Below are 16,082 nucleotides of genomic sequence, written 5' to 3' on the forward strand. Positions count from 1 at the left end.
ATGTCCGACCGCTCCGACCCGACGCACGCGATCTGGCAGAAGGTGCTCGCCGCCCTCACCGCGGACGATCGGATCACCCCGCAGCTGCACGGCTTCATCAGCCTGGTGGAGCCCAAGGGCGTCATGACCGGCACCCTGTACCTCGAGGTCCCCAACGACCTCACCCGCGGGATGCTCGAGCAGCGCATCCGCGTCCCGCTCCTGAATGCCATCGGCTCTCTCGACGAGGCCGCGGGCGTCAGCAACTTCGCCATCGTGGTCAACCCCGAGATCGCGCAGGACGCCTTCGCCCAGCATCCCGAGCCGGCCGCCGAGCAGCCGTACATCGAGACGCCGACCATCACGGCGCCCACGGACAACCCGGGGCTGCCTGCCTCGCCCTCCCGCGGCGACTCGCGTCTCAACCCGAAATACGGCTTCGACACCTTCGTCATCGGCGGGTCCAACCGGTTCGCCCACGCCGCGGCAGTCGCCGTCGCCGAGGCGCCGGCCAAGGCATACAACCCTCTCTTCATCTACGGCGACTCAGGGCTCGGCAAGACCCACCTGCTGCACGCGATCGGCCACTACGCCATCAGCCTCTACCCCGGCATCCGCGTGCGGTACGTGAGCTCGGAGGAGTTCACCAACGACTTCATCAACTCGATCGCGAACAACCGGTCCTCGCTGTTCCAGTCGCGCTACCGCGACAACGACATCCTGCTGATCGACGACATCCAGTTCCTCCAGGGCAAGGACTCCACGCAGGAGGCCTTCTTCCACACCTTCAACACGCTGCACGACCACAACAAGCAGGTGGTCATCACGAGCGACCTGCCGCCGAAGCACCTCACGGGCTTCGAGGACCGCATGCGCTCGCGCTTCGAGTGGGGCCTCATAACCGACGTGCAGGCGCCCGACCTCGAGACGCGCATCGCGATCCTCCGGAAGAAGGCGCAGAGCGAGAAGCTGCAGGTGCCCGACGACATCCTCGAGTACATGGCCACCAAGGTCACGTCGAACATCCGCGAGCTCGAGGGCACTCTGATCCGCGTGACGGCGTTCGCGAGCCTCAACAAGACGCCCGTCGACCTCGCGCTCGTGCAGACGGTCCTGAAGGACCTCATCACCCTGGACGAGGACAACGTCATCGCGCCGGTCGACATCATCAACCACACCGCTGCCTACTTCAAGCTCACCGTCGACGACCTCTACGGCTCGTCCCGGTCCCAGGCCGTGGCCACGGCACGCCAGATCGCCATGTACCTGTGCCGCGAGCTGACCAACCTCTCGCTGCCCAAGATCGGCCAGCTGTTCGGCAACCGGGACCACACGACCGTCATGTACGCCAACAAGAAGATCACCGAGCTCATGAAGGAGCGCCGCTCCATCTACAACCAGGTGACGGAGCTCACGAGCCGGATCAAGCAGAACCACCGCTACGGCAAGATGTGACGCCGTCTGCACGCGCCCCAGCGGCGCGTGCGGTAGACGAGGCAGGAGAAGGGGTCGGACCACGGGGTCCGGCCCCTTCTGCGCGTCCGGGCGACAGCAGCAGCCCGACGCCGACCGGCCCGGCGACGACGGCTGGCACGCTCTGGAGCACGGCTTCGTGGAACGGGCAGAGCCTCAGAGGGGCTGGATCCGCCGTTCCCCACAGTGTGCACAGAGTGTGGATAACTGTGGAGAACCGCCGGAGCCGATGTGGGTTCGCGGACCCGGCCTGTGGAACCGACGTCGTCGCGCCGGCGGCATCCCGCCGAGTCCCCAGGCCGCTCCACACCCGTCCCACAACTTCCAGACGTGTAGTTCCCGCTCGATGACGGGGACTCCGGGAGTTGTCCACAGATTCCACAGCGGTTAAGACTATTGATCCTTAAACCCTTCATTGGATGTCGCCCAAGAACCTCAGGGTGTGGAGGGATCGACGGTCGTGGGGTCCCCCGTCGGCACGGCTAGCATTGACCGACAAATCTTCCGCTCATCGAGGGGTCCACAACGTGAAGTTCCAAGTCAACAGGGACGTCTTCAGCGAGGCGGTGTCCTTCGCCGTCAAGCTCCTGCCGCAGCGCACGACCCTCCCGATCCTGAGCGGGGTGCTCATCGAGGCGACCGAGGACGGACTGACGCTGTCGTCGTTCGACTACGAGGTCTCCGCCCGCACGCAGATCCAGGCGGACATCGAGGAGCCCGGCCGCGTGCTGGTCTCCGGCCGTCTGCTCGCCGACATCGCGAACCGCCTCCCGAACGCCCCCGTGCGGTTCACCACCGAGGACTCGAAGATCACGGTCTCCTGCGGATCGGCGCACTTCACGCTGCTGAGCATGCCCGTCGAGGAGTACCCGACCCTGCCGCAGATCTCGGAGCAGTCCGGCCTCCTGCCGGCAGAGCAGTTCGCCGCCGCGGTCTCGCAGGTCGCCGTCGCGGCGTCACGTGACGACGTGACGCCCGTGATCACCGGCGTCCAGCTCGAGGTGGGGGAGACGAGCCTCGGCCTGATCGCCACGGACCGCTACCGCGTCGCCGTGCGCGAGATCGACTGGGACGGCGGCGACGCCACGACCGACGGCACCAGCCGCACCGCCCTGGTGCCCGCCCGCACCCTGCAGGAGATCGGCAAGACCTTCGGTCACAGCGGCACCATCTCGGTCGCCATCACGGACACCGACGACCGCCAGCTCATCGCGTTCAGCGCAGACAGGAAGACCGTGACGTCGCTGCTGATCCGCGGCAACTTCCCGCCGGTCAAGCGCCTCTTCCCCGAGACGGTCGACAACTACGCGGTCATCAACACGGCCGACCTCATCGAGGCGACGCGGCGCGTCCAGCTCGTGCTGGAGCGCGAGGCGGCCCTCCGGTTCACCTTCACGATCGACGGACTCACCCTCGAGGCCATCGGATCCGAGCATGCGCAGGCATCGGAGAGCATCGACGCCCTCCTGACGGGCGTCGACACCGTGGTGTCGCTGAAGCCCCAGTTCCTGCTGGACGGCCTCGGCGCCGTCCACTCCGAGTTCGTCCGGCTCTCGTTCACGAAGACGGACAACCCCAACAAGCCCGGCCCCGTGCTCATCACGAGCCAGTCCTCCAAGGACCAGGCCGGCGCTGACAACTACCGGTACCTGCTGCAGCCGAACCTGCTGCTGCGCTAGACCGCGATCAAGGAGAGAACATGCACATCGGACTCGTCGGACTCGGCAAGATGGGCGCCCGCATGCGTGCGCGCCTCGAGGCGAACGGCATCGAGGTGACCGGCTACGACACCAACCCCGACGTCTCCGACGTGGCCACGCTCGACGACCTCGCCGCCGCGCTGCCCACCCCGCGCCTCGTCTGGGTCATGGTCCCGGCCGGCAAGGTCACGCAGAACGTCGTGGGCGACCTCGCCCGCATCCTGGAGCCGGGCGACCTCGTGATCGACGGCGGCAACTCCAAGTTCACCGACGACTTCGCGCACGCGGGACTGCTCAAGGAGAAGGGCATCGACTTCGTCGACGCCGGAGTCTCGGGTGGCGTCTGGGGCCTCGAGAACGGATACGGCCTCATGGTCGGCGGCCCGGTCGAGCAGGTCCAGCGGGCGATGCCCGTCTTCGACGCGCTCCGCCCCGAGGGACCCCGCGAGGAGGGCTTCGTCCACGTCGGCGACTCCGGCGCGGGGCACTACGCGAAGATGGTCCACAACGGCATCGAGTACGCGATGATGCAGTCGTTCGCGGAGGGCTACGAGCTCCTCGCGGCGCGCAAGGACATCATCAAGGACGTCACCGGCACGTTCGAGGCGTGGCAGCGGGGCACGGTCGTCCGCTCCTGGCTGCTCGAGCTCCTGGTCAAGGCGCTCAAGGAGGACCCGGGCTTCGAGGACATCGAGGGCTTCGTGCAGGACTCGGGCGAGGGCCGGTGGACCATCGAGGAGGCGCTCGACAACGCCGTCCCGATGCCCGCCATCAGCGCGTCGATCTTCGCGCGCTTCTCCTCCCGCCAGGAGGACTCCCCGGCCATGAAGGCCGTCGCCGCGCTGCGCAACCAGTTCGGCGGCCACTCGGTGCAGAAGAAGTCCTGACCACCGGATGATCGTCCGTCACCTCTCCCTGGGTGACTTCCGCAACTACACCCGCGCGGACGTCGCGCTCCTGCCCGGTGCCACCCTCTTCGTGGGGAGCAACGGGCAGGGCAAGACGAACCTGGTGGAGGCGCTGGGCTTCCTGAGCACGCTCGGGTCGCACCGCGTCTCCACCGACCAGGCGCTCATCCGGCAGGGCGCCGAATCCGCGGTGATCCGAGCGCTGCTGCAGCATGCGGGCCGGGAGCTCAGGGTCGAGGTGCAGATCAACCGGTCCTCGGCCAATCGCGCGCAGGTCAACAGCACGCCGACCAAGCCGCGCGAGCTGCCGCGGTACTTCTCGAGCGTGCTGTTCGCGCCCGAGGACCTGGCCCTCGTGCGCGGGGATCCGTCGGGGCGTCGCCGGCTGCTCGACCAGCTGCTCGTGCTGCGCACGCCGCGGCTCGCTGGCGTGCTGTCGGACTACGACCGGGCGCTGAAGCAGCGCAACACCCTGCTGAAGTCGGCGCGGGCGCGCGGGATGAAGGCCGACCAGCTGGGGACGCTCGACATCTGGGACGAGCGGCTCGTCGCGATCGGATCCCAGATCATCGCAGCGCGCGGCGCCCTGGTCGAGGCGCTGCAGCCGGAGCTCGCGCGCGCGTACCTGGCGGTGGCGGGAGCCGACCACGGGCCCTCCGCGCGTCCCGAGCTGAGCATCCTCGCGGACGACCCGGGTGAGGACGACGTCGCGGACGAGACGGGCGCGCGCGACGGCGGCCGCTTCACGCGGACCGAGGACGTCGTGCCGGTCTTCTCCGCGGCCATCGCGCGGATGCGACCACGCGAGCTCGAGCGGGGCCTGACCCTGGTCGGCCCGCACCGCGACGACGTGCTGTTCCGGCTCAACGGGTTACCCGCGAAGGGCTACGCCAGCCACGGGGAGTCGTGGTCGTTCGCCCTCGCGGTGAAGCTCGCCTCAGCGGAGCTGCTGCGACGCGACTCGCAGACGGGGGATCCCGTGCTGATCCTCGACGACGTGTTCGCCGAGCTCGACCAGGCAAGGCGCGGGCGCCTCGCGGAAGCCGTCACCGGCTTCGAGCAGGTGCTGATCACCGCGGCCGTGTTCGAGGACGTGCCCGCGCACCTGGCGGCGAACGCCGTGCACATCCGGGCCGGCGAGATCGTGGACGCTCCGGCGCCTGCATCGGCATCCGACGCCGAGGACGGGGGAGCGGCGTGATCCCTCGCGCACCCGACGGCGGTCCTGTGCCCGAGTCGGAGGCGGTGGCTGTCTACCGCCGGTTCCGCAAGGTGTTCGGCGACGCGTCCGTACGCTCGCCGTCGGCGCGGAAGCGCCGCGAGCAGAAGGCCGGCAGCTCGCCGTTCCAACCCGGACGGGATCCCGACTCGCTCGGGAACGTGATGGACTCGCTCACCTCGCGGATGGGCTGGACGTCCTCGCTGTCGCAGGCCGAGCTCATGGCCGCGTGGACGACCATCGCCGGCGAGGAGACGGCCGTGCACTCGTCCCCGGTCGGCATCGAGGACGGCCTCCTCACCGTCGAGTGCGAGTCGACGGCGTGGGCGACGCAGCTGCGATTGATGCGCGTGGAGATCACGACGCGCATCGCCGAGCGCTTCCCGGACGCGGGCATCCGGTCGATCCGCTTCCAGGGGCCGAACGCCCCGTCCTGGAAAAAGGGTCCCAGGTCGATCCCAGGGCGGGGCCCGCGCGATACCTACGGCTAGGGAGGCGAATCAGGTCACCCCCGTCGCGAAAGCGCCTCAGCGGGCCGGATAGAGAGGTGCGGAGCCTACTACTGCGATAGAATGAGGGGTCGCCCGCAGTCCAGGGACGACGGTCCCCGGATCATCTCGTGATCCGCGCGCGTCCGCCGTCGGGCAGGGGCGCGTCGACGCGGCAGGAGCCACCACTTCATGACATCGGATGCCACACAGGACCTCCCCGACGACTCCACCCCCGACGAGGTGGAGGTCGAGGAGACGCACAACGACTCCGACCACATCACCCGCCAGCAGGTGAGCAACGACTACGGCGCCAACGAGATCCAGGTGCTCGAGGGCCTCGAGGCAGTGCGCAAGCGCCCCGGCATGTACATCGGATCCACCGGCCCGCGCGGTCTGCACCATCTCGTGAGCGAGATCGTCGACAACTCCGTCGACGAGGCCCTCGCCGGGTTCGCCAGCGACATCCAGATCACCATGCGCAAGGACGGAGGGATCCGCGTCGTCGACGACGGTCGCGGCATCCCGGTCGACATCCACCCCGTCGAGGGGATCTCCACGGTCGAGCTCGTCCTCACCAAGCTCCACGCCGGCGGCAAGTTCGGCGGCGGCGGCTACGCGGTGTCCGGCGGCCTGCACGGCGTCGGCAGCTCGGTCGTGAACGCGCTGTCCGAGCGCCTCGACGTCGAGGTCCGCCGCCAGGGCGCCGTGTGGCGCCAGAGCTTCACCATCGGCGTGCCGGACGCACCGCTCCAGAAGGGCGAGGGATCCACCGAGACCGGCACCACGATCACCTTCTGGCCGAGCCGCGAGATCTTCGAGACCGTCGAGTTCGACTACGACACGCTCCGCGCGCGCTTCCAGCAGATGGCCTTCCTCAACAAGGGCCTGGCATTGACGCTGCACGACGAGCGCTCGGGCGACGCCGCGGAGCACCGCACCGAGAAGTTCCTCTACGAGCGGGGCCTCGTCGACTACGTGGAGCACCTCGTCAAGGCGAAGAAGACCGAGGTCGTCAACGCCGACGTCATCGCCTTCGAGTCCGAGGACACGGTCAAGAAGATCAGCCTCGAGGTCGCGATGCAGTGGACCACCTCCTACACGGAGAGCGTCCACACCTACGCGAACACCATCAACACGCACGAGGGCGGCACGCACGAGGAGGGGTTCCGCGCGGCGCTCACCACGCTCGTCAACCGCTACGCGCGCGAGAACAAGCTGCTCCGCGAGAAGGACGAGAACCTCACGGGCGACGACGTCCGCGAGGGCCTCACCGCCGTCATCTCGGTGAAGCTCGGCGAGCCGCAGTTCGAGGGCCAGACCAAGACCAAGCTCGGCAACACCGAGGCCAAGGCCTACGTCCAGCGCATCGTCGGACAGCAGCTGGGGGACTGGCTCGAGAAGAACCCCGCGCAGGCGAAGGACATCATCCGCAAGGGGATGCAGGCCTCGCAGGCGCGTCTCGCCGCCCGCAAGGCGCGCGAGCAGACCCGACGCAAGGGCCTGCTCGAGTCGGGCGGCATGCCCGGCAAGCTCAAGGACTGCCAGAGCAAGGACCCGGCGCTCAGCGAGGTGTTCCTCGTCGAGGGCGACTCGGCCGGGGGGTCCGCGGTGCAGGGGCGCAACCCCACGACGCAGGCGATCCTGCCGCTGCGGGGCAAGATCCTCAACGTCGAGAAGGCCCGGCTCGACCGCGCGCTGCAGAACAACGAGGTGCAGTCGATGATCACCGCGTTCGGCGCGGGCATCGGCGAGGACTTCAACGCCGAGAAGGTCAGGTACCACAAGATCGTGCTCATGGCCGACGCGGACGTCGACGGCCAGCACATCACGACCCTCCTGCTCACCCTGCTGTTCCGCTACATGCGGCCCCTCATCGAGCTCGGCTACGTCTACCTGGCGCAGCCGCCGCTGTACCGGCTCAAGTGGTCGAACGCCGAGCACCAGTACGTCTACACGGATGCCGAGCGCGATGCCCTGCTGGTGCACGGGCAGGCCAACGGCAAGAAGATGCCGAAGGACAACGGCATCCAGCGCTACAAGGGCCTCGGCGAGATGGACTACAAGGAGCTGTGGGAGACCACCATGGATCCGGCCACCCGCACGCTCATGCAGGTCACGCTCGACGACGCCGCGGGTGCCGACGAGGTGTTCTCGACGCTGATGGGCGAGGACGTCGAGTCCCGCCGGAGCTTCATCCAGCGCAACGCCAAGGACGTCAGGTTCCTCGACATCTGATCGACCGGGCGGCGGCGCGGCTCGATGCCGACCGCCGCCCCATGCCGACCCCACGATCCACCGACCTCTGAACGGGACCTCCATGGCCGACGACAACACTCCGGACGACGAGCAGGGCACGGGCGCGACCCCGGACGACGAGCAGGCCTCGACGACCGACGACGCGCTGCCCCAGGAGGGCGTGACGCCGGCGTCCTCCGCCGCCGCGGCGTCCGACTCGCTGCCCGGCGCGATCGTCGACCCCGACGCCACCGTGGTCGTCACGCACGACCGCATCGAGCAGGTCGACCTCCAGCTCGAGATGCAGCGCTCGTTCCTCGACTACGCGATGAGCGTCATCGTGCAGCGCGCGCTGCCCGAGGTGCGCGACGGCCTCAAGCCCGTGCACCGTCGTGTCATCTACGCGATGTACGACGGCGGCTACCGCCCCGACCGCTCCTTCTTCAAGTCGGCCCGCGTGGTCGGCGAGGTCATGGGCCAGTTCCACCCGCACGGCGACTCGTCCATCTACGACGCGCTGGTGCGTCTGGTCCAGCCGTGGAGCCTGCGCTACCCGCTCGCGCTCGGTCAGGGCAACTTCGGTTCCGCCGGCAACGACGGCGCCGCCGCCCCGCGGTACACCGAGACCAAGATGGCGCCGCTCGCCATGGAGATGGTCCGGGACATCACCGAGGACACGGTGGACTTCCAGGACAACTACGACGGCCGCACGCTCGAGCCGAAGATCCTCCCGTCGCGCTTCCCGAACCTGCTGGTCAACGGATCCGTCGGCATCGCGGTCGGCATGGCCACCAACATCCCGCCGCACAACCTCCGCGAGGTCGCGTCCGGCGCGCAGTGGCTGCTCGCCCACCCCGACGCGAACCGGGAGGAGCTCCTCGAGGCGCTCCTCGAGCGCATCAAGGGCCCCGACTTCCCGACGGGCGCGCAGGTGCTCGGCACCAAGGGCATCCTCGAGGCGTACCGCACCGGCCGCGGATCCATCACGATGCGCGCGGTCGTCGCGGTCGAGGAGATCCAGGGCCGTGTCTGCCTCGTGGTCACCGAGCTGCCCTACCAGGTGAACCCCGACAACCTCGCGATCAAGATCGCCGAGCTCGTGAAGGACGGCAAGCTCGGCGGAGTCGCCGACATCCGCGACGAGACCTCAGGACGTACCGGCCAGCGCCTCGTCATCGTGCTCAAGCGCGACGCGGTCGCGAAGGTCGTGCTGAACAACCTCTACAAGCACACGCAGCTGCAGGAGAACTTCGGCGCGAACATGCTGGCGATCGTCGACGGGATCCCCCGCACGCTCGCGCTCGACGGCTTCATCTCCGCGTGGGTCGACCACCAGATCGACGTCATCGTCCGCCGCACGCAGTACCGGCTCAACGAGGCCGAGGCACGTGCCCACATCCTGCGCGGATACCTGAAGGCGCTGGACGCGCTCGACGACGTCATCGCGCTCATCCGCCGATCGGAGACGGTCGAGGTCGCGCGCAGCGGGCTGATGAAGCTGCTCGACATCGACGAGCTGCAGGCCAACGCGATCCTCGAGATGCAGCTCCGACGCCTCGCCGCGCTCGAGCGCCAGAAGATCCAGGACCAGGCGGCCGAGCTCGAGCAGCGCATCGCCGAGTACAAGCACATCCTGGCGACGCCCACCGTGCAGCGCGAGATCATCAGCACCGAGCTGCAGGAGATCACCGACAAGTACGGCGACGACCGGCGCACGGAGATCATGCTCGGCTTCGACGGCGACATGAGCATGGAGGACCTCATCCCCGAGGAGGAGATGGTGGTCACGGTCACGCGCGGCGGGTACATCAAGCGCACGCGCATCGACAACTACCGCAGCCAGCACCGCGGCGGGAAGGGCGTGCGCGGCGCCCAGCTCCGGGCGGACGACGTGGTCGAGCACTTCTTCGTCACGACCACGCACCACTGGCTCCTCTTCCTCACGGACAAGGGCCGCGTCTACCGCGCCAAGGCCTACGAGCTGCAGGAGGCCGGCCGCGACGCCAAGGGCCAGCACGTCGCCAACCTGCTCGCCATGCAGCCGGATGAGGAGATCCAGCAGGTCCTCGACATCCGCGACTACCAGGTGGCGCAGTACCTCGTGCTCGCCACCCGCGACGGCCTGATGAAGAAGACGGCCCTCACGGAGTACGACACGAACCGCACCGGCGGCATCATCGCGATCAACCTCCGCGACGGCGACGCGCTCGTGTCCGCGCTCCTGGTGGACGAGGACGACGACCTGCTCCTCGTCTCGCGCAAGGGCATGTCGCTGCGGTTCTCCGCCGACAACTCCGCGCTCCGTCCGATGGGCCGCTCCACCTCCGGCGTGAAGGGCATGACGTTCCGCGGGGACGACACGCTGCTCAGCGCATCCGTGGTCGGCGAGCAGGGATACGTGTTCGTCGTCACCGAGGGTGGCTTCGCGAAGCGCACCGCCGCGGACCAGTACCGCGTGCAGAACCGCGGCGGCATGGGCATCAAGGTGGCCAAGCTGCAGGACGCGCGAGGCGACCTGGCCGGCGCGCTCATCGTGGGCGAGGAGGACGAGATCCTCGTCGTGCTCGCCAGCGGCAAGGTGGTACGGTCTGTCGTGGCCGAGGTCCCGGCTAAGGGCCGCGACACCATGGGTGTCGTGTTCGCCCGGTTCGCGGACGACGACAGGATCATCTCACTGGCCAAGAACTCCGAACGCAACCTGGTGGTCCCCGAAGCTGCGCCCGACGCGTCCGACGGTACCGCTGCTGGAAAGGGAACACCTGATGAGTAGTGTCGCCGAGAAGCTCGCGAAGAAGTCGTCGCGTGCCACCACCACCAAGCAGGTGCGTCTCAAGCTCGTGTACGTCGACTTCTGGTCGGCGCTGAAGCTCGCGTTCCTCTTCTCCGTGGTGCTCGGCATCATCACCGTCGTCGCGACGTTCCTCATCTACGTCGTGCTGCAGACCACGAACGTGTTCGGCACGGTCGACCAGCTGTTCCAGGAGGTGTCCGGATCCGCGGACTTCTCCCTCCAGGACGTCTTCGGCCTGGGCCAGGTGCTCGGCTTCGCGATCGTCGTGGCCGTGCTCAACATCGTCGTCGGCACCGTGCTCGGCGCCGTGGCCGCGCTGCTCTACAACCTGAGCGTGCGCATCACGGGCGGCGTCCTCGTCGGCTTCACCAACGCGTAGCCGATTGGGAGAAACGGGCAGGCGTACGGTAACGTGTACCTGCCCGATGGGGATATAGCTCAGTTGGTTAGAGCGCTTCACTGATAATGAAGAGGTCCCAGGTTCAAATCCTGGTATCCCCACCAACACCCCCGGATCCGCATGATCCGGGGGCATGGCGGGAAGCGAGTCGGTAGATCGCACGGCGATCCGAGGCTCGCCGATCGGGGTCATAGCTCAATTGGTAGAGCGCCTGCTTTGCAAGCAGGAGGTCCGGGGTTCGATTCCCCGTGACTCCACATCTCGCCCGTCATCGGGTGCCTTCCACTCATGGCGCTCGGCTCGAGCCCGGCCGGACGACGAAGGCCCGGGCACCTCTCGGTGTCCGGGCCTCCAGCGGATCGCACCTGCGATCGCGGAACGGGGATCAGCTCGCGGGCTGGTCCTTCGCGGTCGCGTCGACGGCCTCGGGCTCGTCGTCGGCGATCCACAGGTCGTCGTCCGCGCGGAACGTCTGGTACAGCGCGTAGCCGACGCCGCCGACCACGACGACGCCGAGCGCGATGAGGGCGACTCCGCCGAAGCCGAGGCCCTTCTTCGCGGGCGCCACCTGCGGCACGTAGCGGCCCACGTAGGAGCGCCCGTTGTCGACGTAGTGCTTGCCGAACTCCTGCGCCTTGGAGGAGACCTTGCCGGCCTTCTTGACCGCGTCCTTCACCTGCTTGCTGTTGCGGATGCCCTCGGTCGCGGCGACCGCGGATCCGGCTGCACCTGCGACGGCCGGGAGGACCGTGTGGGTGAAGCCCTTGTAGGCGGAGTCGGCCGCGGTGCGCACGCGCTCGGCGCCAGCCTCGTAGCCGGGACGGATGTGGTCGTCGACGCCGCGCTTTACGGCGGGGACGACGTGCTGGTCGGAGAGCTTGCGGGCGGTGTGCGCGGCCTCGGCCACGACGACGTTGGCCCGGTCGAGGACCTCGCGCTGCTCCTTGAGGACGGCGGCCGCGTGGGTGCGGAGCTTCGCCAACTCCTTCTTGTTCTTGCGTGACAGACCCAAGGGGACCTCCATCGGTGTGATTTCGCCAGGATCTTCAGTCTGGCACGGGTGCCTCTGCGGGCAAACACGACGGACCCTGTGCGTCCGCCGAGTCCCAGCTCCGCCATGAGACCATTGCTCCATGTCTGCGCACACTCACGTCGCCACCATGACGACCAACCACGGCACCATCGTCCTCAACCTCTTCGGGTCCCACGCGCCCCAGACCGTCGAGAACTTCGTCGGCCTCGCCACGGGCGAGAAGGAGTGGACCCACCCCCAGACCGGCAAGAAGTCGACCGACCCGCTCTACGACGGCGTCGTCTTCCACCGCATCATCAAGGACTTCATGCTCCAGGGCGGCGACCCGCTCGGCCAGGGCACCGGCGGACCGGGCTACCAGTTCGACGATGAGATCAGCCGCGACCTCGACTTCTCCAAGCCCTACATCCTCGCCATGGCCAACGCCGGCACGCAGGGCGGTCGCGGCACGAACGGCTCGCAGTTCTTCATCACCACGGCGCCCACCACCTGGCTCCAGGGCAAGCACACGATCTTCGGCGAGGTCGCCGACGACGCGTCGAAGAAGGTCGTCGACGCGCTCAACGCGGTCCCGACCGACGGCCGCGACCGCCCCCGCGAGGACGTCGTGATCGAGAGCGTCACCGTCGAGAAGGTCTGATGACCGACTCACCCCGTACGGCGGCCGACCGCTGCTACCGGCACCCCGACCGGCAGAGCTTCGTGCTGTGCCAGCGATGCGGGCGGACCATCTGCCCCGAGTGCCAGACGCCGGCCGCCGTCGGGGTGATCTGCCCCGAGGACATGAAGGAGCAGCGTCGCACCGCTCCCCGTTCCCGGGCGTCCTTCGTCACGCGGATGACGCGGAGCTCCGCGCCCGTCGTGACGTACGGGATCATGGCGGTCTGCGCCGTCGTCTGGATCCTGCAGGTGCTGCCCGTCGTCGGCGCGTACGTGACCACGTCGCTGTGGTTCGCCCCTGTCTACGGCAGCGTCGCCTCCGGCGCCTACGAACCGTGGCGCATGCTCACGAGCGCCTTCACGCACTCGCCCGACAGCATCCTCCACATCGTCTTCAACATGCTGTCGGTCTTCGTCTTCGGCCGCGTCCTCGAGCCCATGCTCGGCCGTGCCCGCTTCCTCGCCCTCTTCCTGATCTCGGCGCTCGGCGGATCCCTGGCCGTCGAGGTCATCGGCTCCGCCATGGGCGAGCCGCTGCAAGCCGTCGTCGGCGCCTCCGGCGCGATCTTCGGGCTCATGGGCGGCTACTTCGTGCTCGCCCGCAAGCTGGGCGGCAACGTGGGCCCTCTGCTCGGCGTCATCGTGATCAACCTGCTGCTCGGCTTCGTCGTGCAGGGCGTCTCCTGGCAGGCCCACGTCGGCGGCCTGGTGACGGGAGCGCTCGTGGCGCTCGTGCTCCTGCGGACGCGGGATGCCCGCCAGCGGGGTGCTCAGATCGGCTCCCTCGCGGGCCTCGCGGTGGCCATCGTCGTCGCGGCCGCCGTGTTCCCCGTCGCCGTCTGATCGATCCCGTCGTGCGCGCCGCCCTGGATGGGGCGGCGCGTTCGTCGTTGCCGCCGCCAGCAGATCCTCATGCCCGCGGGCAGCAGCCGGGTTATCCACAGGCCAGTCCACAGTGGGGATAGTTACACGCGTGTGATTAGCGGCCGAGGGGGGCCGGTCTCCGACGGCACCGTGCGATGTCGAGTCCGACCGGATCGCTACGCCCGTGGGCTTCCACGGGTAACCCGTCGTGCCGGCGGGATCCTGTGGAGCGCCCGGCGCAGTTGTCCACATGTGTGGACGGTTGTGCACAGGACCTCTGTGGACAACGTGGGGCCCAGGGCACCCGGCGCCGGATGCAGAAGAGCCCGTCACCAGCGGATGGTGACGGGCTCTCGTGATCGCGCTGGGGTCAGCGCCACCTGGTGGTCATGAGGAAGCCGACCAGGATGAGGCCGAAGCCGATGAGGATGTTGCCGACGCCGAGGTCGGGGATGGGGAAGGCGTTGAGGCTGACGTAGTACACGATGAGCCACGCGAGCCCGACGAGCATGAAGCCGAACATGATGGGCTTGAACCACACGGGGTTCGGGGCGTCCTCGTCGCGCACGCGTTCCTGGCGGGAGGGTCTCGTCGTCTTGTCGCGGGCCATGCGGAGATTCTAGCCGTACCCTCCTCCACCGGGCCGGGAGGATGCCCGGCTCCACGGGGCGCCGGTGGCGGCGTCCCGCACATCCAGGCCACCTACAATCGGCACATGAGCGCTCAGGAACCCGCCCCCTCTCGCCGCGCGACGCGGCGACGCGGCCGGCGGAGCGATGCGCTCCTCGGCACGGTCGGCGTCCTCGGCGAGCTCCTCCTCACGGCCGGCGTGCTCATCATGCTGTTCCTCGGATGGCAGCTCTGGTTCAACGACATCGTCGTCAGCAGCGGCCAGCGCGACCAGGCGCTGGAGAACAGCCGGAGCTGGGCCACGGCCGCGCCAGACGCGGCGGCCTCTCCCGACCCGGCCGCCACGCCCGCGGCACCGGGGGATCCTGTCATCACCACCGCGCCCACGTCGGACGCCACCGACTTCGGCAACATCTACATCCCGCGCTTCGGAGCCGACTACGTGGTGCCGGTCGCGACGGGCGTCGGGCTCGGCAACGTGCTGAACCTCGGCAAGATCGGGCACTACCGCGAGACGCAGATGCCCGGCCAGGTGGGCAACTTCGCCGTCGCCGCGCACCGCACCACCTACGGCAAGCCCTTCAACCAGATCACGGATCTGCGGGTGGGGGATGCCATCGTCGTCGAGACGCAGGACGGCTGGTACACCTACCGCTTCCGTACACTCGAGTACGTGAAGCCCACCGGAGTCGACGTGCTCGACGAGGTGCCCCAGGCACCCGACGCGCAGCCCGGGGACCGGATCCTCACGATGACGAGCTGCAACCCGCTCTTCTCGGCCGCGGAGCGCGTGGTCGCGTACAGCGTCTTCGAGTCCTGGCAGCCGCGCTCGGATGCGGCCACGCCCGCGGCACTGGCCGGCACGTCGTTCGCGAAGGCGGGCTGAGCGTGTACGCGGCGTTCTGGCGCGTCCTGCCCGGCCCGGTGTGGGTCCGACTGCTCATCGTCCTCGTGCTGCTCGCGGCCGTCCTCTTCTCCCTCGTCACCTGGGTCTTCCCCTGGGTCGACTCCATCGTCAACACCCAGGAAGTCACGGTGCATCAGTGACACGCGTCCTCGTCATCGACAACTACGACAGCTTCGTCTACACGCTCAACGGGTACCTGCAGCAGCTGGGTGCTGAGACCGTGGTGATGCGCAACGACGACCACGCCGATGCCGACATGGCAGGGGTCATCTCCGAGTACGACGCGGTGCTCGTGTCGCCGGGGCCGGGGAAGCCCTCCGAGGCCGGCGTCTCGATCCCCACGGTGACGGCGGCGCTGTCATCCGGCACTCCGCTGCTCGGGGTCTGTCTCGGGCACCAGGCGATCGCGGAGGCGTTCGGCGCCACCGTGACCAACGCCGAGGAGCTCATGCACGGCAAGACCTCGCTCGTGACGCACGACGACGGGGAGTTCTACCTCGGCGTGCCGCAGCCGTTCACGGCCACGCGCTACCACTCGCTCGCGGTCGTCGACGGCACCGTCCCGTCCGACCTGGTGGTCACATCGCGGACCGAGGGCGGGGTGATCATGGGCCTGCGTCACGAGGCTGCGCCCATCGTCGGCGTGCAGTTCCACCCGGAGTCGGTCCTGACAGAGGGCGGCTACCGCATGCTCGGCAACTGGCTGGAGGGCGCCGGGCTCGTCGGGGCTCGCGACACCGCCTCGCGGCTGTCGCCGCTCGTCCGCGTGGCCTGAGCCGTCCCGCGGGGACG

At 68.6% G+C, this 16,082-nt stretch carries 15 protein-coding genes and 2 tRNA genes; 15 read left to right on the plus strand and 2 right to left on the minus strand.

The features are described from left to right. The 10 genes from dnaA to NL142_RS00050 all read left to right on the plus strand — a co-directional run bounded on the left by dnaA (position 1) and on the right by NL142_RS00050 (position 11,453). The gene (dnaA, locus tag NL142_RS00005) at positions 1–1,434 is read left to right on the plus strand and encodes a chromosomal replication initiator protein DnaA (RefSeq protein WP_011931220.1); all 1,434 of its coding nucleotides are present in this window, start codon (positions 1–3) and stop codon (positions 1,432–1,434) included. Positions 1,435–1,979: 545 nt separating this feature from the next. Further along, positions 1,980–3,131 carry a DNA polymerase III subunit beta gene (gene dnaN / locus NL142_RS00010; RefSeq protein WP_435080440.1) on the plus strand — a complete coding sequence of 384 codons (1,152 nt, stop codon included), beginning with the start codon at positions 1,980–1,982 and terminating at the stop codon, positions 3,129–3,131. A gap of 20 nt (positions 3,132–3,151) precedes the next feature. Continuing rightward, entirely contained in the window at positions 3,152–4,039 is an 888-nt protein-coding gene (gene gnd, locus NL142_RS00015; protein WP_086518419.1) for a phosphogluconate dehydrogenase (NAD(+)-dependent, decarboxylating), read from the plus strand. A 7-nt stretch (positions 4,040–4,046) separates the two neighbouring features. After that, positions 4,047–5,261 (plus strand): DNA replication/repair protein RecF, encoded by a 1,215-nt coding sequence (gene recF, locus NL142_RS00020; RefSeq protein WP_435080441.1) that lies wholly within the window; start codon positions 4,047–4,049, stop codon positions 5,259–5,261. Then, entirely contained in the window at positions 5,258–5,770 is a 513-nt protein-coding gene (locus NL142_RS00025; protein ID WP_435080442.1) for a DciA family protein, read from the plus strand. Before recF ends, NL142_RS00025 begins: the two co-directional genes overlap by 4 nt. A gap of 189 nt (positions 5,771–5,959) precedes the next feature. Beyond that, positions 5,960–8,005 carry a DNA topoisomerase (ATP-hydrolyzing) subunit B gene (gene gyrB / locus NL142_RS00030; RefSeq protein WP_435080443.1) on the plus strand — a complete coding sequence of 682 codons (2,046 nt, stop codon included), beginning with the start codon at positions 5,960–5,962 and terminating at the stop codon, positions 8,003–8,005. Positions 8,006–8,087: 82 nt separating this feature from the next. Then, positions 8,088–10,775, plus strand: a complete 2,688-nt coding sequence (gene gyrA, locus NL142_RS00035) for a DNA gyrase subunit A (protein ID WP_435080444.1) — start codon at positions 8,088–8,090, stop codon at positions 10,773–10,775. Then, on the plus strand, positions 10,768–11,175 hold the full coding sequence (locus NL142_RS00040; RefSeq protein WP_011931227.1) for a DUF3566 domain-containing protein: 408 nt from the start codon (positions 10,768–10,770) through the stop codon (positions 11,173–11,175). The genes gyrA and NL142_RS00040 overlap by 8 nt, the downstream gene beginning before the upstream one ends. Positions 11,176–11,223: 48 nt before the next feature. Further along, positions 11,224–11,300 (plus strand) — tRNA-Ile (locus NL142_RS00045). An 80-nt stretch (positions 11,301–11,380) separates the two neighbouring features. Further along, a tRNA-Ala gene (locus NL142_RS00050) sits at positions 11,381–11,453 on the plus strand. A gap of 128 nt (positions 11,454–11,581) precedes the next feature. Here the strand turns inward: NL142_RS00050 and NL142_RS00055 are convergent. Next, entirely contained in the window at positions 11,582–12,208 is a 627-nt protein-coding gene (locus tag NL142_RS00055; protein ID WP_234424836.1) for a hypothetical protein, read from the minus strand. Positions 12,209–12,329: 121 nt separating this feature from the next. On the opposite strand from NL142_RS00055, the gene NL142_RS00060 reads away from it, so the two are divergent. Next, positions 12,330–12,869, plus strand: coding sequence for a peptidylprolyl isomerase (locus NL142_RS00060; protein WP_015488823.1), 540 nt, complete (start codon positions 12,330–12,332; stop codon positions 12,867–12,869). Next, a complete protein-coding gene (locus NL142_RS00065; protein ID WP_435080445.1) occupies positions 12,869–13,732 on the plus strand; it encodes a rhomboid family intramembrane serine protease in 864 nt (287 codons plus the stop codon). The genes NL142_RS00060 and NL142_RS00065 overlap by 1 nt, the downstream gene beginning before the upstream one ends. Before the next feature lie 391 nt (positions 13,733–14,123). On the opposite strand, the gene NL142_RS00070 is transcribed toward NL142_RS00065, so the two are convergent. Next, on the minus strand, positions 14,124–14,363 hold the full coding sequence (locus tag NL142_RS00070; RefSeq protein ID WP_015488825.1) for a cell division protein CrgA: 240 nt from the start codon (positions 14,361–14,363) through the stop codon (positions 14,124–14,126). 105 nt (positions 14,364–14,468) lie between these two features. On the opposite strand from NL142_RS00070, the gene NL142_RS00075 reads away from it, so the two are divergent. From NL142_RS00075 to NL142_RS00085, 3 genes are read left to right on the plus strand one after another with little or no spacing between them, the layout of a single operon-like run. Next, a complete protein-coding gene (locus NL142_RS00075) occupies positions 14,469–15,269 on the plus strand; it encodes a class E sortase (protein WP_435080446.1) in 801 nt (266 codons plus the stop codon). A gap of 2 nt (positions 15,270–15,271) precedes the next feature. Next, positions 15,272–15,430: a hypothetical protein gene (locus tag NL142_RS00080; RefSeq protein WP_043560276.1), complete on the plus strand. Its 159-nt coding sequence runs from the start codon at positions 15,272–15,274 to the stop codon at positions 15,428–15,430. Continuing rightward, positions 15,427–16,065, plus strand: a complete 639-nt coding sequence (locus NL142_RS00085; RefSeq protein WP_435080447.1) for an anthranilate synthase component II — start codon at positions 15,427–15,429, stop codon at positions 16,063–16,065. Before NL142_RS00080 ends, NL142_RS00085 begins: the two co-directional genes overlap by 4 nt. The last annotated feature ends 17 nt before the right edge of the window (positions 16,066–16,082 follow it).

Origin of the sequence: Clavibacter quasicaliforniensis (genome assembly GCF_051201715.1) — a bacterium.
GTDB classification, from domain to species: domain Bacteria; phylum Actinomycetota; class Actinomycetes; order Actinomycetales; family Microbacteriaceae; genus Clavibacter; species Clavibacter seminis.

Bases quoted from the DNA above. Each gene is read 5' to 3' on its own strand.
- dnaA (WP_011931220.1), top strand. From the start codon at position 1: ATGTCCGACCGCTCCGACCCGACGCACGCGATCTGGCAGAAGGTGCTC.
- NL142_RS00060 (WP_015488823.1), top strand. From the start codon at position 12,330: ATGTCTGCGCACACTCACGTCGCCACCATGACGACCAACCACGGCACC.
- NL142_RS00070 (WP_015488825.1), bottom strand. From the start codon at position 14,363: ATGGCCCGCGACAAGACGACGAGACCCTCCCGCCAGGAACGCGTGCGC.
- gyrA (WP_435080444.1), top strand. From the start codon at position 8,088: ATGGCCGACGACAACACTCCGGACGACGAGCAGGGCACGGGCGCGACC.
- gyrB (WP_435080443.1), top strand. From the start codon at position 5,960: ATGACATCGGATGCCACACAGGACCTCCCCGACGACTCCACCCCCGAC.
- NL142_RS00040 (WP_011931227.1), top strand. From the start codon at position 10,768: ATGAGTAGTGTCGCCGAGAAGCTCGCGAAGAAGTCGTCGCGTGCCACC.
- gnd (WP_086518419.1), top strand. From the start codon at position 3,152: ATGCACATCGGACTCGTCGGACTCGGCAAGATGGGCGCCCGCATGCGT.
- NL142_RS00065 (WP_435080445.1), top strand. From the start codon at position 12,869: ATGACCGACTCACCCCGTACGGCGGCCGACCGCTGCTACCGGCACCCC.
- recF (WP_435080441.1), top strand. From the start codon at position 4,047: ATGATCGTCCGTCACCTCTCCCTGGGTGACTTCCGCAACTACACCCGC.
- NL142_RS00075 (WP_435080446.1), top strand. From the start codon at position 14,469: ATGAGCGCTCAGGAACCCGCCCCCTCTCGCCGCGCGACGCGGCGACGC.